This window comes from Gordonia pseudamarae, assembly GCF_025273675.1.
Lineage (GTDB): Bacteria > Actinomycetota > Actinomycetes > Mycobacteriales > Mycobacteriaceae > Gordonia > Gordonia pseudamarae.
Map to the genome: position 1 here is coordinate 4720739 of NZ_CP045809.1, position 20951 is coordinate 4741689.

Consider the following 20951-nt stretch of genomic DNA (forward strand, 5'->3'; position numbering starts at 1 on the left):
CCTGTGAGAACAATGTCCTCTCAACAGGTTTCGAGGCTCATTGCTCGCGCTCCGCACACCTCAACCAGCGTTGGACATGGTGCGGGACGACGTGGCACCTTCGGGCTGCCACCCCGGCCCCTTCGCCAGATACCCCCACTTGTCACGCCATTTCCGCGCGTGCCACACGTCGCGGGCGATGGCGGCGAACTCATGGGTGGCCACCCGCACCGGGTTGAAGGTGTTGATATTCTTGGTGAGCCCGAAGATCACCTTCTCCTCCTCGGTCTCGAAAGTCCCGAAGATGCGGTCCCAGATGATGAGGATGCCGCCGTAGTTGCGGTCGAGGTAGTTCCGGTTGGAACCGTGGTGGACCCGATGATGGGACGGGGTGTTCATCACGAATTCGATGGGTTTCCACAGCTTCCCGACGCGTTCGGTGTGGATGAAGAACTGATAGACCAGGCTCACGGACTGCTGGAGCAAGATCATCCACGGCGAGAAACCGAGCGCGGCAAGGGGAATCCAGTACGGCATGGAACTGAACGGGGTCCATGGCTGGCGCAGCGCGGTCGAGAGGTTGTAGTACTCGCTGGAGTGGTGCACCACGTGACTGGCCCAGAAAATCCGGATCGTGTGATGGGTGCGGTGATACCAGTAGTAGATGAAGTCGTCTGCGACGAACAGCACCACCCAGGTCCACGGATTGTCGGCGGGCAGGCTCAGTGGGCTGAGCTGGTAGACGGCCGCGTACACCGCGAGCACCACCAGCTTCCAGCCCACGTTCACCGCCACGTTGCCCAGGCCCATCGCCAGACTGGTCGAGCTGTCGCGCAGTTCGTAACCGCGCTCGTCGTCGTCGGGCAAGAAGTAGAACGAGGCCATTTCCAGGAACAGGCAGAGCGCGAAAACCGGTATGGCGTACAGGATCAGGTCGAACATGGCGGGCTCACTCCGTTGTGGCGATCGCGTCGAGCACTCGGCTGAGCAGGGTGGTGGCGAGGTCTGTGGTGGCGGCGACATCCCGATCGGCGATGTGCCGAGCCAGTCGGATGTGGGCGTCGCGATCGGCGTACTCGTCGAGCAGGCCGAGCTGCCGCATCGCCGGGATACCGAGGGAGTCCAGCCCCGACAGCAGTGTGTTCATCGCCAGCCGGTAGGCGAGGTTGCCCGATCCGTTGATGACGGCGAGCCAGAAGTCGATGTCAGCGCCGACGACGGCCTCGGGGGTGGCTTCGGCGGCACGTTCGGGATATGCGGCGGCTGCCTCGACGACCCGCGCGATCTGCGTGTCGTCGGCGCGCTGCGCACACAGCCGGGCGGCGTCGACGGCGAGGGAGCGGCGCATCTCGAACACATCGCGCATCAGCTCCGCGGGCGGCACCGCGCCGGTGGCGGCCAGGGCGACCAGAACGTCGAGGCCGGCGTTCTCGCGCCAATCAAGGACCCGTGTCTTGTCACCCTGCGAGATGCGCACGAGTCCGGCCTGCCGCACGCCCTTGAGGGCTTCACGGATCGCGTGCCGGTTGACACCGAACCGCAGTGCCAGCTCACGCTCGGCGGGCAGCGGATCCCCGGGGGCGAGCCGACCGGACAGGATCTCGGCGACGAGCTGCCCCAGCACCTCGTCGGATACCGCTGCGCGTGCAATCGGCTGGATCTCCATGCCGACGATCATGAATCATCACAGCCCTCTGGTCAACTGGTTGGACCAGTGCTACCGTAACTTCGGGCCACAGCTCGTGGCTGAGGCTCAAACCCCGCAAGACGAACCCCGAATACCGTGCGGACGACCTGGTCGTCGCGAACGGCATTCGGGGTTCGTCCGGTTTCGGGGGTACCGCCGGAGCGCTACGCGAGTAGCGCTGCCCAACACCAGCGGGTGTTGTATTCCCGCAAGCACCTGGCGGGCGAGGGGTCCCCCATCCATGAGGCGCCCGGACCCGACTCAGACCCAGCTCGTCCGCGGGTGCGAGCAGGGAGATGCCGCGCTCCGAATATGATCGACTTGGACTTCGCCAGAATTTGGAATGATGGTTCCCATGAGTAGTGAACGAAGTCTCATTGTAGATTTTCTACGGTCAATTGATGTCGGTGACTTCATCGCGCTCGCCCCAAGCAGAGAACGCTTCGACCAAGACGAGGAGCATGACGAAGCCCGACGGATTGCCGACGAGCGCGGTGTCGCCGACCCTGGTTGGGTGTTCTGGCACCACCAGTCTGATGGGGTATTCGATATCAACGGCAATCTCACTTCCGGCCTCCGCCTGCATTGGGGTGGCGATCACGATAAGGTGCTGACCGCGCTGGCCGCGATTCCCGCACCGTTGCGCATCATCGATCACGGCCCGGGCGGGGCAATCGAGGTTGTGAGCGATGCCACCCAGTCGCGACTCACCGCCGACTTTCCCGACGTTGCGGACACCACGGCGGTGAAAGCTCGGATCAAGGCAATCACCGGCCCCGTCTCGCGACGCAAGCCAGAGACATGGACACTCGACGAACACGCCTGGTTTGAGGACGTGCTCGTTCACGGCAGCATCGCCGCCCAGGCCGCAGTCGTCGGATGGATCACGGAGTCACCCGATCTCTCTGATGCCTCTCTCGACTACCTTGTCGCGAACTGGACCTCGATCTACACCAAGGCCCCGGGCTGGGTGCTCATCAGCAGTCTGCTTCGTCAGCTCGACCGTCGCGACGATCCACGTCTTGATGATCTACTCGACATTGCCGAGAAGCGAAAGGGATACGCCTTTCGTGCCGGAGCGAGTCTGTTCCTCGTCGACCGCCTTCGAGCTGATCCTCACGGGGCCGCCGCGCAGGCCGATCTCGAACGTCTTGCCCGGTTCGCACACGATCCCGGCCGCTACGATCACACGCCCGGAAACGGCATCGCGCTTCGGGGCCTTGTCAAAATATTGGCTCTCCGTGACAACCGCACCGAGGCCGAAGTTGCTGTCACCCTGCTGAGCGACACCACTTTTGATGCGTCTGCACGCAACCAACTGGCCGAGTTCGCTGGTTGAAGGGCAACAGGTGATGGCTTAAGGCTCCCGAACCGGTAGTCGGGGTTCGTCCGGTTACGGTGACACGTCCGGAATAAAACGGACCGGAGTTCTATTTACCTGGTATGAAGAACATCGGCTTCCTCTCCTTCGGCCACTGGTCGTCGGGCCTGGGCTCGCAGACCCGCACCGCCGCCGACACCCTGCTCCAATCGATCGACCTCGCGGTGGCCGCCGAGGAACTCGGCGCCGACGGCGCCTACTTCCGGGTGCACCACTTCGCCCGGCAGCTCGGTTCCCCGTTCCCGCTGCTCGCTGCCGTGGGTGCCAGGACCAGCAGCATCGAGATCGGCACCGGGGTCATCGACATGCGCTACGAGAACCCGCTGTACATGGCCGAGGACGCCGGTGCGGCCGACCTCATCTCCGGCGGCAGGCTGCAACTCGGCATCAGCCGGGGATCGCCGGAGCAGGTGATCGAGGGCTACAAGTACTTCGGCTACGCACCCGCCGACGGCGAAACCGACGCCGACATGGCACGCCGGCACACCGAGGTGTTCCTGAAGGTCATCGAGGGCGACGGATTCGCCGAACCCAATCCGCAGCCCATGTTCCCCAATCCACCCGGTCTGCTGCGGATCGAACCCCACTCCCCCGGACTTCGCGAGCGGATCTGGTGGGGCGCAGGCTCCCGGGCAACTGCCGAATGGACTGCGCGCCAAGGGCTGAACCTGATGTCCTCAACCCTGCTCACCGAGGACACCGGGGTACCGTTCCACCAGTTGCAGGCCGAACAGATCCAGCGGTTCCGGGATGCGTGGACCGAAGCCGGTCACGATTGGGAACCACGGGTGTCGGTGAGCCGCAGCATCTTCGCACTCACTGACGAGCGCGACCGCGCCTACTTCGGTCTGCGCGGCGACGACCGGGACCAGGTGGGCATCATCGACAACACCCGCGCCCGCTTCGGCCGCAGCTACGCCGACGAACCCGACAAACTCATCGAACAACTCCGCGAGGACGAGGCCATCGCCGCCGCCGACACCCTGCTGCTGACGGTCCCCAACCAACTCGGCGTCGACTACAACACACACGTCATCGAGTCCATCCTCAAGGAGGTGGCCCCGGCCCTCGGCTGGCGGTGAGACAATTCCCGGCGCCTGCCTGGCCTGCACGCACAGTTCGCGCGCGATTCCGCGGGTATTCGGTACGACCGTGTACCGCGACTATCCTGGGCTGCATGGCTCTCATCTTTGATACCGACCACTACGAATACGAAATCGCACCGGAAGTAAGCGTGCTGTGGGGTCTGGCCGCGGTGAGAACTCTTCCGGACGGCACCGAATCGGAGCGTATCAACTACAAAGTACACAGTCGGGCCGAGGCAGAGTCCACGATTGAGGACGCCATCCGAAGGGAGCCATCAGAACCAACTCGAATAGCCGCGTCGCTTCTGAGCGTGACCGCCCATTTTGCGGACGGTTCACTGATGGACTTCTGGATCATCTTGGATGTCACTGACTGGAGGTGTCTCGATTGCCGCACTGACATGCGGACCGTCGATGAATACTACCTGCTTCGGGACGAACTCTGGCTCAGCATCGTGCCCGATAGAGTGGGCCACCTGTGCATCGGGTGCGTGGAGGGAAGACTGGGTCGATTACTCGGTCCGGACGATTTTCAACCAGGACGAGCGTCGCTCGACGGGCGATACTCGGATCGCCTCCGCGACCGTACGGGCGTCCCAGACGCATGACAGTTCCGGTCCGGAGAATCCGGAATCGTTGCTGACCAGCATCTCTGCACCCATGTGCTGCCAAGTCGATTGGCGGCAACGATCCCCCGCCCAATCATGGAGCCACCGGGGAAGTGCCTCGGTGGAACTACGATAGGGGTGGGTTCGTATGCTCAGCAACGCACGCAGGTCAGGCTGGTCTGATCTCGTGGTATCAACGGTGGGACTGTGTGCCCTAGCTGTACTTCCCCGTGAGGTTGTGAACGCGGTCTGAGGGGACTTGGCCTCCGATTCCGGTGTGGGGTCGGTGGTGATTGTAGTGGTGCAGCCACGCGGTGTAGGCGGTGGTGCGTTCGGCTTCGCTGGTGTAGGGGCGGGCGTAGGCCCACTCGGCGGCCAGGGTTCGGTTGAAACGTTCGACCTTCCCGTTCGTCTGCGGCCGATACGGCTTGGTCTTCTTGTGCTTGATCCCGGTCTCGGCCAGTGCCTGGGCGAACGCGTTGGAGCGGTAGCAGGAACCGTTGTCGGTCATTACCGCGGTCACTTCGACGCCGCGCTCGGCGAAGAACGTGTTGGCGCGCCGCCAGAATCTGGCCGCGGTCTCTTTCCGTTCGTCGTCGAGGATCTCCGAATACGCCACCCGGGAGTGGTCGTCGACGGCATGGTGCAGGTAGCGGTAGCCCCGCGAGTGCGGTGCTCCCGAGCGTGCTGCCCGGCCACGGGCCACACCGGCAGTACGGTCCGCGGCCGATCCGCGACCATGAGCACGCCAGCCACCACCGTCGGGGATTCGGCCTTGCTTCTTGATGTCGACGTGCACGAGTCGTCCGGGCCGGTCGACCTCGTACCGTTTCGGTTTCGGTCTGCGCACCGGTAGTCCGGTGGCCTGGTCGATGTTCGACAGCAGCGGCATCCGGTAGCGCTCCAGGACCCGACCGACCGTCGAACGCGCGATACCCAGGTGATAGGAGATCCGGTGCGGTCCCCACCGGCGGGAGTAACGCAGGCAGATGATTCGTCGTTCGGTGCGTCGGGGCAGCCGGGCCGGTGAGCGGGCGGGGCGGGAACTGCGGTCGGTCAGGCACTGGCCGGCGCGGTAACGGTCGGCCCACCGCTTGGCCGTGGCCGGCGAACACTGGAACCGTTCGGCAGCGCGCCGCAAAGACCAGCCCTCATCGATGATCAGGGAAGCAAGACGGCGACGCCCCTCGGGCGTCAAAGGTGCGTTAGCGTGAGTCACGAAGACCTCCGTGGCTAGATGGTGAGTGTGGTAACCCACATCCTGCCCGGAGGTCTTCGCCTTACCTCAGATGTTCACAACGTGTCGGGGAAGTACACCTAGCGATTCTGGCCACCATAGGAGTTGTGCTCGCCGCACCATCAGGCGGCTCAGTCAGCTCGGAACCCAAGTCTGTGGGAACACATCTGCATCTGGCCGCAAAGTCGTCCATCGTCCGCTGTCCGATATGTTCGGCGCCCCACGGAGGGGTGAACATGCCACAAGACAAGCGGTGCCCGGACTGCACATCGAAGGGAATGACAGTCAAGAAGCCGATGTAGCCGAGTCCAAACCGCCTGCACGACAATGGCGACCGGATAGCACGAGGTCGTCTGAAGGCGATCTCCGCACACATCCGATTACGGATGTGTGCGGAGAGATTCGTGTGACGGTCGCGAGTAGACCACCAGCGGTACAGCACCGAGGACGGCGATCGCAGCCTCCGACACCCTGCTGCTGACGGTCCCCAACCAACTCGGCGTCGACTACAACACACACGTCATCGGGTCCATCCTCAAGGAGGTGGCCCGGCCCTCGGCTGGCGATGAGACCGTCCGGCGGACGGTGCGGTAGGACTGGGTAGGCAAGCACGTCCAGTCAGAAGCACGTCCAGTCAAGGAGCGCCCTATGATTCCGGTGACCTACTATCCGCCGGCGACGCAACGACTCGTCGAACGCAACCGTGGGCTCATCGCGGACAAACCGTACGCGCACTTCTTTCGTGACGAACTGTGGCTGCACGAGGACGTGCTGCCGCACCTGAGGGCGCCGATGGATCCGTCGAAGGCGATCCGGCCGGGTGCGGAGCTGAACCGGTTGCTCGAACCCGGATATCAGGAGGTGGAGACCGGCTACTGCGGGTTGCCCGACGGCAGCGGCTACACCACCAGCCTCACCCGGTTTCCGGGGGCGACGCCGGAGATGTTCCGCTGGTGGTTCTGGTGGCATTCGGTGGAGGCCGCCCGCTACACGCTGTGGTTTCCGTGGAACCACGTGTCCGCCCTCGCCCGCAACCGCGACGTGCTCACCGCACCGGGCCTGAGCGATGAACAACGTTACCTCGGCAATTCGCATGTCATCGATGAGTACATCGGCGCGGAACTGCAACGGATCACCATCGATTTCGTCGCCCCCGGCGAACTCGGCATCGACCAGAACGCACTCGCGGGAGCCGACATACACGGCAGCGCGTGCGGCTACGTCTCGCTGCGCAAACCCGGTATCCGCTGCGCCACCATGGTTCACCTGATCCGTGACACCGACGACGGGTTCGAGCTTCGGTCACGCTACTTCCTCGCCGACCATCTGGTGCTCGGCCGCGGACGGACCGCTCTCGACATCGACAAGGCGGTACCCGCACCGATGAAGGCACGCCTGGCCGGCGAGCGTCTGGCGTACGAGCAGCTCCTGCACGACCAGATCGAGTTCACCCACCTGGCGGGCCTTCTGCCCGACCTGTACGCCGAGTTCGGCCCGGGCAAGAACAGCGCGTAGCACCTGCCGCCGGAGTCGGTCGGTCGAGCGGGATCGACACCGCGCTGCCCGCGGTGCCGGACCGGCCGGGTCTCGACCACGATCGCGGCGCATCGCCGATATTAATTAATCAAAACTGCATAATAAATGCATATTAATTCGATTGTGCTGAACTGAACCCGCCTCCACGATGGATTCATGACCACTCGTGACCGCTGCATCGGCCTGACCGTCGTACTGCTGTGGGGACTGAACTTCATCGCCATCCGCTACTGTCTCGACCACTTCCCGCCGTTCTTCCTCGCCGCGCTGCGGTTCGCGGTGATGGCGGTTCCGGTAGTGCTGTTCGTGCGGTTCCCAAAGATTCCGGTCCACTGGTTCCTGTTGTACGCGTGCGGGTTCGGCATCGCCCAGTTCGCCTTCCTGTTCCTGGCGATGCACGTGGGGATGCCGACCGGTCTGGCATCGCTGGCGTTGCAGACCTCGGCGCCGTTCACCGTCGTTCTCGGCGTGCTGTTCCTGCATGAACGGATGACCGGACGTCAGGTGTGCGGAATCGCGCTGGCGGTCATCGGGATCGGGATCATCGCGGTGGCCCGGGCCACCGGAACGGGCCTCGGGTGGAGCGCCGTCGGCCCCATCGCACTCACCGTTCTGGCCGGTCTCGGCTGGGCGTTCGGCAACATCGGCAACCGGCTCGCCGCCACCGACCGCGAACCCGGCACCGCCCGGCCCGGCGACGCCCTGCGCCTGGTGCTGTGGATGTCGGTGATCCCGCCGTTGCCGTTCCTGGCGATGAGCCTGGTGTTCGACGGTCCCACAGCCGGAATCGACGCCCTCGCCGACCTGGGCAGCCACAGCGGACTGCTCGCACTCGCGGGACTGGCCTACATCGTCCTGCTCGGCACGATCGCCGGATCCGGCCTCTGGGCCGACCTCATCGCCCGATATCCGGCGAGCCGCGTCGCACCCATGTCGCTGCTGGTGCCGGTTGTCGGAATCACCGCCGCCTGGCTTTTCTTCGGTGAAATACCAAGTGCCGCTGAACTCCTCGGAGCCGCCGCGGTGATCTCCGGGTGCACCCTCGGCGTACTGTCCGCGAGCCACACCCCCACCAGTCGCGTAACGGAGAAGGTCCCGGTGTGAGTTTGCTGTTGATCCCGCTTTCCGGGATCAACAGCAAACTCACCGAACGATATATCTGTCAGCTGGAAATCTGGGCGTAGCCCGGCGTCTGGGCACGGAGGGCGAAGTAGAGGGCGATCGCGGTGACCGCGCCCAGCGCGGTGGCCACCGCCACCCAGCCGCCGACAGCCAGGGCCGCACCCGCGATCGCGGCACCGAGGAAGGTACCGAGCGCCTGCGCGGCTCCGTTCAGCCCGAGGACTGTACCCCGCGCAGGCCCCGCGGACCGCACGACGGCGGTGGTGACACCCGCCGCGATCACCGCGTGGGAGGCTGAGACGACCGCCACCGCGATCCACGCCGACCACAGCGTGGGCGCGGTGTAGAGAACCACCATCGCCATCGTGGCGGTGCAGATGGCGGCCACCATCATCGGGATCGCGACCTCGGTGCCGCGTCGATGCAGGTATTTGCCGCCACCGAAGTTGCCGAGGAAGAACGCCAGCCCCGATGTCGACCACACCAGTGAGAACCAGCCGGTGGACAGGCCGAACCGCTCGTCGAACGCGGCGGAGATGTAGGCCAGCGACCCCATGAAGGCGGTGGTCCGCAGCAGCGACACCATCAGCAGATCCGTCGCCCCGGGCCGCCGGGTCGCCGTGCGGAGCGCTTCGAGATAGCCGAGCGCGGTGCGGCCCTGCTGATCCGAGGGCATCCGGGCAATCAGTGCCGCGACGACGAGCAGCGCGACGAACACCCCGATCATGTCGGCCCGCCACCCCCACAGGACCGCCGGCAGGGCGAGCACCGGTGCGGCGAGGACGGCGGTCAGGGTGGCGGTCGACGACACCAGCGTGGCGGCGCGGGCGGCGTCGTGACCGGATTCGAATCGATCGGCCGACAATGCCGCCACGGCCGGGTTGAGCACGGCGGTGCCGGCGCCGATCAACAGACAGAACATCACCCACGCAATCGGATGACCCAGCAGCGAGGCTAAGCATCCCACCGCCAGCACCGACAGCGCGATCGTGGCCACCGCCGTCCGTGACAACCGGTCGAGCAACGGCGCTACCGCCACTCCCACGATCAGCGCGGCGATGCCGCCCAGCCCCCGGAAACTACCCATCAGGTCGACGCCCACCCCGGCGTCGGAGGCGATCGCCGGCAGGAAATTCGACATGACAGTGAACGGCACGAGGCCGAGTGCGGCAGCTATCAGCAGCGGCCAGATCTTACGGATCATCGACCAATCGGACTGGTGGACTATGGTGGGCGCGCTCATCGGGCTCCTGCTCTTTCACGGCACGCGGACGGGTGGCGAATGGGGGCTATCGACCGGGCGAGCGTAGCGACGGGGGATTCACCGGCGAGCGTAGCGACGGGGGATTCACCGGCGAGCGTAGCGACGGGGGATTCACCGGCGAGCGTAGCGACGGGGGATTCACCGGCGAGCGTAGCGACGGGCGATAACCACGGGGTATTCGTTCCCGCAGGCGATTCCAGATCAGTTGAACGTCGCCGTCGAATTCCTGGACGGTGAAGGCCGGCGACAGTTGCCGGTCGGGATACTTGCCGGCGGCGGTACGCAACCGGCCTTCATAGCAGGCGAGCATGCCGTCGATGGCCGGGCACTCGATTCCGGCTCGGGCGGCGATACCCCGGATGACTTTGGTGCGGTAGTAGTCCTCGCCCGGCATCCGGGGGATGTCGAGCACGCCGGTGGCGTCGGTGAACACCCGTCCGATCGGCACCGCGGAGAAGTCGAAGTATCTGCCGTCCGCGTCGGGTGTGCTGAACGGGTCGATGAGCAGTGAGGCGTATCGGACGTACACGAGGTAACACTGCTCGGTCTCGGTCAGCGATTCGAAGTTCTCGATGTCCTCGCGCGAGATGCTCTCCGGTCGTACCGGATAGCTGTCGTCGACCATGAATCTGAGCAGATTCACCCCGGGTACGCCCACCGCCGCGAGGATCGCACTCATCTCCCGCCACTGACCGAGCATCGTGGCGATCAGTCCCGGCGTGATGGGTCCCTCGGGGAAGAGTTTGTAGACGTACCTCTGCGGCCCCACCGGATCGTCGAAGACGGCGCCCAGTGTGACGTCGTTGAAGAACAGTGCCGGGTGCACGTACAGTGACGGGTTCCGGCTTTCCGCGGCTATCGGGTCGTCGAACACCTCGACGTCGATCCCGAGTGCGACGTGCAACCCGCGAACGGCGTCGAGTGCGCGGGTGCGCCCCCGGTCGGAGGCGGCGTAGATCCGGTTCTTGACGCCGGCGGTGAGCACTGTTGGCCCCGGAATCCCCGACGCCCAGCGCGTATCACCCAGGTAGCTCGACAGACTGATCACCTCGGGTGCGGCCACCGACGATCGCGACAATTCGGCGACCAGGGCACCGGACCCCAGGGTCGGTGAGACGAGGACGATGAGCGTGATCCCGGCGAAGCCGATCGCAGCGTCAATCTCCCGGAGAATCTGCGCGTAGGCGTTGGCGGGTGCGGCGAGGATCAACGTGTCCCATTCGCCGGACACCGTCGGGTAACCCTCGAACGACGCATCGAACCGGAAGTCGGCCGCCAGAGCCTCGTGCTGGATGTTCTGCACCCGCACCGACGCCGCCCCGTCGACGGCGCGCAGGTTGTCGAAGAACTGAGATGATCGTACCGATTCCCGGCCCGCAATGCCGACGGTCGACCCGTACACGTTCTTGACCGCGCCGGCGAGCTGGATCGCGGTGGGACCGGTCCCCGCGATCAGGACCCGGCCCAGCGGCCCGGACGGATGTGGCGGCATGGCTGCGTCAGACGGCATCGGTCGCCCCGGCCTTCCGGTACAGCACCACGTCGAAGACCTGACCGGGGCGCGTCACTCCGGCGACCTCACGCCAAAGCTCTTGCGGCAAATTAAGTTTCGGGTAGTTGAACAACGACTTGAGGCCGTTGCCGTAGCGCATCACCACGGTCACGTCGGCGCGGGTCAGCGGATGGAGCGCATTGAGAATCCGGTACTTGTCGCTGATGGTCGAACTGAAGATCACGTGGGTCACCTCGGCAGCCACGGGCCGCAGATGCGACCCCGCCACGTCGAGTTCTACGTGATCGTCGACGCCCAATGCACGCACGACTCGCCGGCCGAGTTCGATCGATTCGAGATCGATGTCGGTGCCGAAGACGGTGGCACCGGTCTGCCGAACGACATTGGCCGCAGTCATCGGGAACGAGCCGATCCCGATCATCAAGATTTTCGACCCTGATTCCGGTGCGAAGGAACCGAATTCGCTGTCGATGGAGGACTCCACATTGTCGAAGTACCGGGTCGGCCGTTCGACTCCGGCGAGGAACTCGCGGGCACGGAGTTTCTCCATGGTCGCGGCCGATGCCGCCGATTCGTCGCGCAGGCACTCGGCGAGTTCGGCGAAGTCATCGCCGGCACCGGCCGCGCACTCATTCCACAGCGCCGTATTCTCGGCGTCTGTCACGAATGCGGTGAGGTCGGCAACCGCCGCCTCCAGCTCCGGATAGAGGTCCGTGGAACGGTCGTACCTGCGGTTGAGGCTCTCAAGTGTATGCAGGTGCGCCAACATGGCTCCGGTCAATCGCGTCACCGACAAGGGCTTCCTCCATCTGGTCATCGGCCAGATAGGCCTGGCCGCGGGCAACGATGCGTACATGCCCTTCTACCACCAGACGAGAGATGCCCTTGCCGTCGATCTCGGCCGCCACCCGCATGGGTCCGCCGGGTAGTCGCATCGTGGCCGCGACGGACCGATTGTTCTTGTGCGCGAGGTAGGCCCCCACCGAGGCAACTCCCGAACAGCATCCCCGCTCCCAGATCATGCTGCCCAACGCCGGAATATGGATCAGTGGGTGCACGGACCCGGTACCGGGGTGATAGAGCATCACCCCGACGAGACTGAACTCGCGCACCGGCGCGATCGCCGCCGCCAGGGCCGCCGCGAATCGCCGGGTATCGGAATCATCGGGCCGACACTCTGCGACGATGTGAATTCCTTCTTGATAAAGAACAATTCCCCAGCCACCACCCAGAATAGTATTGTCCGATACGGTGACGGCGAGCGGAATCGGCATCGACACGTTGCATTCGTAGCGACGGTTGGCACGCCGCACCTCACAATTGATCAGATCGTCGGTACCCGACGACTCGATACACACAGATGTACTCATACCCTCGGCTAATTCACTATCGTGCGCTATCGATGCCGCGAGTGACATGCACGCATTGCCGCAGAACTCCCCCGCAGCCATCTGAATGCGAGCCAAAGCTTCTGGGTGAGAAGATAGTTCAACAAATCCAACCTGCTCGGCGTGGACATGGGCATAGCCCATCAGCGACTGTGCGATGGCCACATACTCCGCGGACGGATGCTGCGTCTTGACCAGAACTGTGACGTTCTGCGTTGGATCAAGTTTGACAAATTCAAGCTCCCGCATGACTCCCCAAGTCTTTAGCGCACAGCATTCACCCCCCGCGGCGGCGCAGAGGTATCGGCCGAAGTCCGGCCACATGAGATCTACCAAAGGATAGGCATACCTAATCCCGGATGGTCAAGTCCGCACTCCACCCGCCGCCCGGGCGGTGGCATAGCTCACATTCGGCAGCACCGACGTCACGGTACGTTACCTTAAACATTATGACAACCATTATCGTTACTGCTCGATCGGGGACGCCCGCCCACATGCGGTCCCTCGCCGCCGTCGGTACGGCCATGGCACTGGCCCTCACCGCGTGCGGCGACAACCCCGACGACCGGCCCGCGGCCGGCTCCACGACGACGGTTGTCGTGCTCGACAACAACCCGCTGGGCACCTACAACCCGGTGAACAATCACGGCCGCAACGGCGAGTCCCGCATCTACCAGGGACTCTTCCGCGTCCAGCCGGGGCAGCCCGACACCCAGCCCGACATCACCCCGCTGCTGGCGGCCGGCCCGGCCGTGCCGAGTGACGGCAACCGGACCTGGACGGTCAGGACCCGCACCGGCGTCACCTTCTCCGACGGATCACCGTTCGGTCCCGACGATGTCGTGACCACCTACCGGGCGCTGATCAATCCCGCGGTCGCCTCCACCGAGCTGGTCCGCTGGCAGAACCTGCACACCGTCGACGCAACCGGGCCCGACGAGGTGACGTTCCGGCTGAAGGACCCCTCGCCCGAGTTCGACAGACTGCTGCTGACGGGCATCGCGCCGAGCGAGCGCCTCGACGCGGAGAAGGCAACCACCCCCGATGCCGTGCCCGCGAAGGACTCCTCACTCAACACCGACCCCGTCGGCACCGGACCCTACGAGCTCACCGACCTACGTGCCGACCAGGCGATATTCGAAGCGCGGGACGACTACTGGGGCAGCGTGCCCGCCATCGGCAAGATCGTCATCCGCCATGTCGAGGACGAGAACTCGCGCGCACAACAACTGCGTAACGGAGAGGGCGACGGGACACTGCTCGACACCCGGTTGTCGAAGGCCTTCGACAATAACAAGGACTTCACCGTCTCCTCCCGCACCAGCGCCGACTGGCACGCGATCACCCTGCCCGCCGCACATCCCTTCGTCGGTGACCAGACCGTGCGCACCGCACTCAACCTCGCGATCGACCGGCAAGCGCTCGTCGACGGTGCACTCGACGGCCACGGCACACCCAACTCGACCTTCCTCGCGCCGTTCTACGGCAACGCCTACGACAAGTCCAAGGAGATCCCGTTCGACCGCGCACACGCCGAGAAGCTGCTCGACGACGCCGGCTGGACCCGCGGCTCCGACGGCGTGCGCGCGAAGGACGGGCGGCGGGCCGAGTTCGACCTGATCTATTTCACCAATGTCGGCGAGACACGCAAACTGCTCGCACTGGCCACCACGTCGGAACTCGACAAGATCGGCGTCATCGCCCACCCCGTCGCCAAGAACTCCGCCGACGTCTCCGACGAGGACTACCGGACCACGCCGCTGGTGCTCGGCGGCGGCTCCCAGCCGTACTCTATCGACGCCCAGCTCTACACCGTGCTGCATTCCACGTTCGCCGAACCGGGAGTCGGCGCCAAGTGGGACAACGCATCCGACTACGTCAACAAAGAACTCGACGCCGCACTCGACGCGGCGCGCGTCGAACCGGACGCCGCCACCCGCGACGCGCTCTACCGCAAAGCGCAGGCATCGTACGCCGCGACGCCGGGCATGCTGCAGCTCGCATATGTCAAGCACGTCTACGTATCCCGCGACATGGGCTGGAAAGAGCCGGGCGTGGCGCTCGAACCGCACTCGCACGGCGTCGAATTCGGTCCGTGGTACACCATCGCCGACTGGACCGCGTCGTGACCGGACCGGCCCGCCGGTGACGTGCACCGGCCCGCCCGGTATGCCGGCCGACACGGGGCGCCGCCGGATCTCGGCGGTGCCCCGCATCGTCGGCAGACGTCTGCTGCTGCTCGCCCCGATCACGCTCGTCGTCACCGTGGGCGTGTTCTGGCTGGCGTCGTTGAGCCCACTCGATCCGCTCGACGCCTACATGTCCGGCCAGTCCGCGGCCCTCACCGACGAACAGCGCGGCGAACTGCGCAGGACCCTGGGGCTGGACCGGTCGTGGTGGTCGGCGTGGTGGGATTGGCTGCGAGCCACCCTCGGTGGTGATCTCGGCCGGTCGATGTCCTACCGGCAGAGCGTATCCACGGTGATCGGCGACAGGCTGCCGTGGACGCTGGTGCTGAGTGTCTCCGGTCTCGTTCTCGCGCTGATCATCTCGGTGTGCCTGGGACTGTGGGCGGCGTTGGCTCCGGGTTCGCTCGCCGACCGCGCGATCGGTGTACTGGCCACTGTGCTGGCGGCGGTGCCGCCGTTCGTCCTGGGCATGGGAGTGATCGCCGTGTTCGCGCTGGGGCTGGGATTGTTTCCCACCGGCGGGCTGACCGACCCCGGCGAGGGGGTCGCCGCCGGTTCGCTGCTGCGGCATCTGGCGCTGCCCACCGTGGTCTTCGCGCTGTCACAGGTACCGTGGCTGATCCTCGGATTGCGCGAGACGGTGATTCGGACGCTGAGCGAGGACGCCGTGCTGTTCGCCCGGCTGCGGGGGATCCCGCGGCGCACGATCGTCGTCGGCCACGTCCTGCCGGTTGCCGCGCCCCCGTTCATCGCACTCACCGCCACCCGGCTACCCGAGCTGATCGCCGGTTCGGTGATCGTGGAGGCCGTATTCGCTTGGCCGGGAATCGGTGCGGCGATGGTACAGGCCGCCCAGCGCCTCGACCTCGACCTGCTGTGTTTCCTCACGGTGGCCTCGACGGCCGCGGTGCTGTTGTGCACGTTGCTCGCGGACGTGCTGTACGTGCTGCTCGATCCGCGGGTGGACACCGATGTCTGACCGCACGGCTGTGACCGATCAGGCCCGCCGGCCCCGTCCCCGCCGGATCGGACTGTGGTGCGCGCTCGCCGTGCTGATCGGTCTGGTCCTGTACGCCTTCGCCGTGCCGCTGTTCGTCGACCATGACACCCGCATCGTCGACTACACGATCGCCGGTGTGGCTCCGTCGGCCGACCATCCGCTCGGCACCGATCCGGCCGGCCGCGACCTGTTCATCCGGGTCGCCCTCGGCCTGCGGCTGTCGCTGACGATCGCGCTGATCGTCGCGGTGGCGTCGACGGTCCTGGGCACCGCGGTGGGCGTGATCGCCGGATTCGTCGGCGGCGCCGTCGACCAGGTCCTGATGCGTACCAGTGACACCGTCAACGCGCTGCCCCATCTCATCCTGAGCCTGGTGATCGTGGCCATGTTCCGCGGCAGCGTGCCGGCGATCATCGTGGCGCTGGTACTCAGCCACTGGGTGACCACAGCGAGAATCATTCGGGCCCAAACGTTATCGATGCGTAACTCGGAGGTGATCGCCTCGGCATGGCTCAGCGGGATGGGACGCGGGCAGATCATCCGGCATCATCTGGTACCCGCGGCGCTGGGCCAGGCACTCATCTCGGTACTGCTGCTGGTGCCGCACGCCGTGTGGCACGAGTCGACGTTCTCCTTCCTCGGCATCGGCCTGCCGCCGCACGAACCGAGTCTGGGTACCCTGCTGTCCGACGCCGAGGGCGGTCTGCTGCTCGGTCAATGGTGGCTGCTGGTGTTCCCCGGCGGCGCACTGATCGCGGCCGTGCTGGCGGTGGGTGTCGCGGGGCGGGCGCTGACGGCGCGGATCACCGGAGCGGAGGTGCGATGGCCGAGAAACGTAGCGCGCAAGCCCGGTCCTTCAGGGCCGGGTTAGCGCATCAACAACAGTGTCAGTGGGGCACAGTAGGATTGAACCATGCAGTTGCGATATCAGTACCGCGTCTACCCGACGCCCGGACAGCAGAACAGGCTGGCCCAGGCGTTCGGGTGTGCGCGGGTGGTATTCAACGACGCGCTACGGGCACGGCAGGTCGCCTACCAGGCCGGGCTAAAACTCTCCGATACCGATGTGCAGAAGCTCGTGGTCACCGAGGCCAAGCGAACCCCAGAGCGTCAATGGCTGGGCGAGGTGGCATCGGTGGTGCTGGTGCAAGCCAGCCAGGACGCGCGGCGTGCGTATCGCAACTGGTTCGATTCGATGTCCGGGAAACGCAAGGGCCGCAAGGTCGGCGCACCTCGTTTCCGGTCCCGCAAAGACAATCGGCAAGCGATCCGGCTCACCCGCAACGGATTCTCGATCCGTGCGAATCGGAAGCTGTATGTGGCCAAGGTCGGCGAATTGAAGGTTGCCTGGTCACGCGACCTACCGTCGGAGCCATCGAGTGTCACGATCATCAAAGACGCGGCGGGCCGGTATTTCGCATCGTTCGTCGTCGAGACTTCGGACGAACCGCTGCCCGAGTCGCAGTTCGAGGTGGGTATCGATTTGGGTCTCACCTCGTTCGCGGTCTGCTCGGACGGCCGGGTGATCGACTCCCCGAAGTTCCTGCGCCGGGCCGAACGCAAACTCCGCAAAGCACAACAGGATCTGTCCCGCAAGCAGAAAGGATCGAAGAACCGCACCAAGGCCCGTGTGCGTGTCGCCAAAGCCCACGCCAGAGTGGCCGACTCCCGCAAGGATTGGGCGCACAAACTGTCCACGACATTGATCCGCGAGAACCAAGCGATCTACGTCGAGGACCTGTGCGTCACCGGGCTTGCGCGGACGCGGTTGGCGAAATCGGTGCACGACGCCGGGTGGGGCATGTTCGTGCGTATGGTGGAGGAGAAAGCCGCCCGGTACGGGCGCACCGTCGTCAAGGTGGATCGGTTTTTCCCGTCGAGCCAACTGTGTTCGGTGTGCGGGGCGAAGGACGGGCCGAAACCGCTCTCGGTTCGGGAGTGGACGTGTCGGGGGTGTGGTGCGGTCCACGACCGCGACCTGAACGCTGCCAAGAACATTCTCGCGGAGGGGCGCTCCGAGAGACTAAACGCCTGCGGAGAGACGGTCAGTCTTCCCGCGTGAGTGGGGAGCACGACTCGGTGAAACAGGAACCCGCCAAGACGCCACGAAGTGGCGTGGTAGGAATCCCGGTCGTTTACGGCCGGGAGGACGTCAAATCGTCTGTACGGCTGCTGATTTCGGGCCTGGCTGTCGACATCACCGGCGAACACGGCACCGTCGCCGCGGTGCGCGCGGTGGACCTCGACGTCGGTGCGGGATGCGTGCACGCGGTGATCGGCGAGTCCGGATCAGGCAAATCCACTGTCCTGCGGGCAATCAGCGGCGCGCTGCCACCGACCGCGCACGCACGCGGCCGGATCGAACTGTCGGGCGGGGGCGTTCCCGGCGGACACGCCGACATCCTCGGCCCCGCGCGGCGCCGACGCTCGATGCTGCCGCCGACACCCACCCTGGCCGGCCGGGTCATCGGCGTCATACCGCAATCGGCGGCAACGGCTCTGACGCCGGTGCGGACCTTCGGCGCCCAACTCACCGAAACCTGCGCGGCGCTCGGACACCGGCGCGATGTCGGCGAACTCATCACCGCCGTCGGACTCCGGTCCGGCGACGCCGGGCTGTATCCGCACGAGATGTCCGGTGGCATGGCCCAGCGGGCGGCGTTCGCGCTCGCGTTGGCCGGGGATCCGCCGCTGCTGCTCGCCGACGAACCCACCTCGGCACTCGACCCGGTGCTGACCGCCCACTTGCTGGCCATTCTGCGCGACCACGCCGACGCCGGTGGCACAGTCCTGCTGGTGACGCACGACATCGAAGAACTCGAGAGCACCCGGATCGCCGAGGAGGTCAGCGTGATGCGGCACGGCAGGATCGTCGAAACCGGCACCGCCACCCAGGTATTGCGGAGCCCGGCGCACGCCTACACGCGGCTGCTGCTGGCGGCTCTGCCGTCCCGCGGGCTGCACGCCCCCGCGACCCTGCATGATCCGGGCGCACTGCATGATCCGGGCGACACCGACGGGACCGTCCGATGACCGGCACAACCGCCCACCCGCTCGTCGCCTCCGGGGTGGTGTATACGCCACCGGTGGCCACCGGCCGGCTGCTCGCCGGACTCGATCTGCGTGTCGAGCCCGGTGAGATCGTCGGACTGACCGGACCCTCCGGCTCCGGAAAGACCACAATCGTCCGATTGCTCAGCGGGCTGATCGCACCGGACGCGGGTAGCGTACGCCTCGGTGACACCCCCGTCGGCGAGATCCGGGCCGCCTCGGGCCGGGCGGTCCGCGGACGGATCGGGGTGACCTTCCAGTCACCCAGGGCGGCAATGGATCCGCGGATGCGGCTGGACCGCGCCATCGAGTTGTCCGCTCGAGAAGCCGCCCGCCGCGGGCCCGCGGGTGCGCGGCCGGTGCCGCTCGACGGCCTCGCCGAGACACTCGGCCTCACATCCGGACTCCTGCACCGGCGTCCCCATGAGGTCTCCGACGGTCAGCTTCAACGTGCCGCCCTGCTACGCACACTCGCGCATCAGCCCGAGATCGTGTTGTGCGACGAGATCACGGCCGCCCTCGACCGGATCAGCGCGGCGGTGGCGATGCGGCTACTCGACGAGATCGCCCACAGGCACGGTCGGGGCGTACTCGTCGTGAGTCACGATCACCCTCTTGTCGTGGCCGTCGCCGACCGGGTACTCATGGTCGGCAACGGCAGGACCGTTCAGCGACCGTCGGCGCCTACTACCCTGTCGGACCCGCACTCCGGGATCGACAGCACACTCGGCCGATCATGACCCTGCCGATCAGGACAATGCGGCCCGAACCGCCGCCGACATCCGGTCGAAGACTCCGCGCGCATCGGCCGACAGCGCCGTCATGTTCACAAAGCCATGAATCAGGCTACCGGCCCGATCCAGGGTCGTCGGCACACCGGCCTCGCGGAGTCGTTCGGCGTAGGCGATGCCCTCATCGCGGAGCGGGTCGAAACCGGCCACCAGCACGTAGGCCGGGGCCAGGCCCGACAGGTCGTCGGCGAGAATCGGAGACACCCGCGGATCGGAACGGTCTGCGGGCACCGGAGCGTAGGTGTCGGTGAACCAGTTGACGCGTTCGGCGGTCAGGTAGAACCCCTTGGCGAACTCACGCCGCGAGGCCGTGTCCGCCGATTCCGACGCGTTCACCACCGGGTAGATCAGCAACTGCAGGGCGGGCCGCACATCCTCGCCGCGCACGTCCGCCGCCAGCACCGTCGCGAGGTTGGCGCCGGCACTGTCGCCGGCGACGACGATCTTGTCCGGCGACACACCCCAGCCCGGCGCGGCCCCGACCACGTGATGCCAGGCGGCCAGCGCGTCGTCGGTGGCGGCCGGGAACGGGTGTTCGGGGGCCAGCCGGTAGTCCACCGACACCACATCGGCGCCGGTACCGATCGCCAGGCGGCGGGCCACCGCGTCGTGGCTCGCCCGGCTGCCGAGCACGAATCCACCACCGTGGAAGTACAGGATGATGCCCGTCGATTGTTCGTCGGCCCGATAGCGGGTCGCCGACACTGTGTCGTCGATACGGAAGTCCTCGACAACCGCCAGCGGCGGGAACGTCTCGGCGATCATCGCCGACGATTCGTCCAGACGGTGCCGCGCCTGGCTCACGGTTCCGCTGACCAACGCCATGCCCGGAACGTTCGCCGCGGCCCACGCGATCACCGCCATCGGCGGGTCGAGCCGGTCACCGTCGGCGTTGACGTGACCCCATCGGCTCAGCGACGCCACGAGCACGGGCGGCACCTTCCCGATGGGTTTGATCAGGGCCCGTCGGACCCTGGCGACCGGTGACAGTGGCGGTGTGGTGGCTCGGCTCACGTTCCAGAGCCTACGGGACCACCCCCATAGTGTGACAACCCCTGTTGTCACAGTGTGATTCGTCGGGCCCCCGCGCCCCGCTCACACACGCGGCACCTGTGACAGA

General features: G+C 65.9%; 19 protein-coding genes and 1 pseudogene. 12 read left to right on the forward strand and 8 right to left on the reverse strand.

Translation table 11 applies throughout. The features are described 5' to 3' along the window. Positions 1-60 precede the first annotated feature (60 nt). Positions 61-921, reverse strand: coding sequence for a sterol desaturase family protein (locus tag GII31_RS20640; RefSeq protein WP_213245198.1), 861 nt, complete (start codon positions 919-921; stop codon positions 61-63). 7 nt (positions 922-928) lie between these two features. Then, complete coding sequence (locus GII31_RS20645; RefSeq protein ID WP_213245199.1) at positions 929-1645, reverse strand: FadR/GntR family transcriptional regulator; 717 nt, start codon at positions 1643-1645, stop codon at positions 929-931. 376 nt (positions 1646-2021) lie between these two features. Between GII31_RS20645 and GII31_RS20650 the strand changes: the two genes are divergently transcribed. From GII31_RS20650 to GII31_RS20660, 3 genes are all read left to right on the forward strand, one after another. Continuing rightward, positions 2022-3005, forward strand: a complete 984-nt coding sequence (locus GII31_RS20650; RefSeq protein ID WP_213245200.1) for a hypothetical protein — start codon at positions 2022-2024, stop codon at positions 3003-3005. A 104-nt stretch (positions 3006-3109) separates the two neighbouring features. Then, the gene (locus GII31_RS20655) at positions 3110-4129 is read left to right on the forward strand and encodes an LLM class flavin-dependent oxidoreductase (protein ID WP_213245201.1); all 1020 of its coding nucleotides are present in this window, start codon (positions 3110-3112) and stop codon (positions 4127-4129) included. A gap of 95 nt (positions 4130-4224) precedes the next feature. Next, complete coding sequence (locus GII31_RS20660) at positions 4225-4740, forward strand: hypothetical protein (protein WP_213245202.1); 516 nt, start codon at positions 4225-4227, stop codon at positions 4738-4740. Positions 4741-4954: 214 nt separating this feature from the next. Here GII31_RS20660 and GII31_RS20665 read toward each other — a convergent pair whose 3' ends face one another. Next, positions 4955-5959 carry an IS481 family transposase gene (locus GII31_RS20665; RefSeq protein ID WP_260839988.1) on the reverse strand — a complete coding sequence of 335 codons (1005 nt, stop codon included), beginning with the start codon at positions 5957-5959 and terminating at the stop codon, positions 4955-4957. Between the two features lie 468 nt (positions 5960-6427). Between GII31_RS20665 and GII31_RS20670 the strand changes: the two are divergent. From GII31_RS20670 to GII31_RS20680, 3 genes and pseudogenes are all read left to right on the forward strand, one after another. After that, positions 6428-6546 (forward strand): annotated as a pseudogene (locus tag GII31_RS20670) (LLM class flavin-dependent oxidoreductase); the annotation flags it as partial. Positions 6547-6625: 79 nt separating this feature from the next. Further along, the gene (locus GII31_RS20675; RefSeq protein WP_213245204.1) at positions 6626-7492 is read left to right on the forward strand and encodes a DAPG hydrolase family protein; all 867 of its coding nucleotides are present in this window, start codon (positions 6626-6628) and stop codon (positions 7490-7492) included. 177 nt (positions 7493-7669) lie between these two features. Beyond that, positions 7670-8617, forward strand: a complete 948-nt coding sequence (locus GII31_RS20680; RefSeq protein ID WP_213245205.1) for an EamA family transporter — start codon at positions 7670-7672, stop codon at positions 8615-8617. Between the two features lie 58 nt (positions 8618-8675). Here the strand turns inward: GII31_RS20680 and GII31_RS20685 are convergent, their stop codons facing one another. The 4 genes from GII31_RS20685 to GII31_RS20700 are packed head-to-tail and all read right to left on the reverse strand — an operon-like array spanning position 8676 to position 13049. Continuing rightward, positions 8676-9878, reverse strand: a complete 1203-nt coding sequence (locus GII31_RS20685) for an MFS transporter (RefSeq protein ID WP_213245206.1) — start codon at positions 9876-9878, stop codon at positions 8676-8678. A 46-nt stretch (positions 9879-9924) separates the two neighbouring features. After that, positions 9925-11409 carry an opine metallophore biosynthesis dehydrogenase gene (locus GII31_RS20690; RefSeq protein WP_260840166.1) on the reverse strand — a complete coding sequence of 495 codons (1485 nt, stop codon included), beginning with the start codon at positions 11407-11409 and terminating at the stop codon, positions 9925-9927. Further along, the gene (locus tag GII31_RS20695) at positions 11399-12202 is read right to left on the reverse strand and encodes a hypothetical protein (RefSeq protein ID WP_213245208.1); all 804 of its coding nucleotides are present in this window, start codon (positions 12200-12202) and stop codon (positions 11399-11401) included. The genes GII31_RS20690 and GII31_RS20695 overlap by 11 nt, the downstream gene beginning before the upstream one ends. After that, positions 12156-13049 (reverse strand): hypothetical protein, encoded by an 894-nt coding sequence (locus tag GII31_RS20700; protein ID WP_213245209.1) that lies wholly within the window; start codon positions 13047-13049, stop codon positions 12156-12158. The genes GII31_RS20695 and GII31_RS20700 overlap by 47 nt, the downstream gene beginning before the upstream one ends. 200 nt (positions 13050-13249) lie before the next feature. On the opposite strand from GII31_RS20700, the gene GII31_RS20705 reads away from it, so the two are divergent. The 6 genes from GII31_RS20705 to GII31_RS20730 are packed head-to-tail and all read left to right on the forward strand — an operon-like array spanning position 13250 to position 19780. After that, on the forward strand, positions 13250-14929 hold the full coding sequence (locus GII31_RS20705; protein ID WP_260840167.1) for an ABC transporter substrate-binding protein: 1680 nt from the start codon (positions 13250-13252) through the stop codon (positions 14927-14929). 16 nt (positions 14930-14945) lie between these two features. Then, the gene (locus tag GII31_RS20710; protein WP_246221983.1) at positions 14946-15968 is read left to right on the forward strand and encodes an ABC transporter permease; all 1023 of its coding nucleotides are present in this window, start codon (positions 14946-14948) and stop codon (positions 15966-15968) included. Further along, entirely contained in the window at positions 15961-16860 is a 900-nt protein-coding gene (locus GII31_RS20715; RefSeq protein WP_213245211.1) for an ABC transporter permease, read from the forward strand. Before GII31_RS20710 ends, GII31_RS20715 begins: the two co-directional genes overlap by 8 nt. 42 nt (positions 16861-16902) lie before the next feature. Then, positions 16903-18051, forward strand: coding sequence for an RNA-guided endonuclease InsQ/TnpB family protein (locus GII31_RS20720; RefSeq protein ID WP_213245212.1), 1149 nt, complete (start codon positions 16903-16905; stop codon positions 18049-18051). A 17-nt stretch (positions 18052-18068) separates the two neighbouring features. Next, on the forward strand, positions 18069-19022 hold the full coding sequence (locus GII31_RS20725) for an ATP-binding cassette domain-containing protein (RefSeq protein ID WP_213245213.1): 954 nt from the start codon (positions 18069-18071) through the stop codon (positions 19020-19022). Further along, entirely contained in the window at positions 19019-19780 is a 762-nt protein-coding gene (locus GII31_RS20730; RefSeq protein ID WP_260840168.1) for an ABC transporter ATP-binding protein, read from the forward strand. Before GII31_RS20725 ends, GII31_RS20730 begins: the two co-directional genes overlap by 4 nt. A 9-nt stretch (positions 19781-19789) precedes the next feature. Here the strand turns inward: GII31_RS20730 and GII31_RS20735 are convergent, their stop codons facing one another. Continuing rightward, on the reverse strand, positions 19790-20845 hold the full coding sequence (locus GII31_RS20735; protein ID WP_213245215.1) for an alpha/beta hydrolase: 1056 nt from the start codon (positions 20843-20845) through the stop codon (positions 19790-19792). Between the last annotated feature and the right edge of the window lie 106 nt (positions 20846-20951).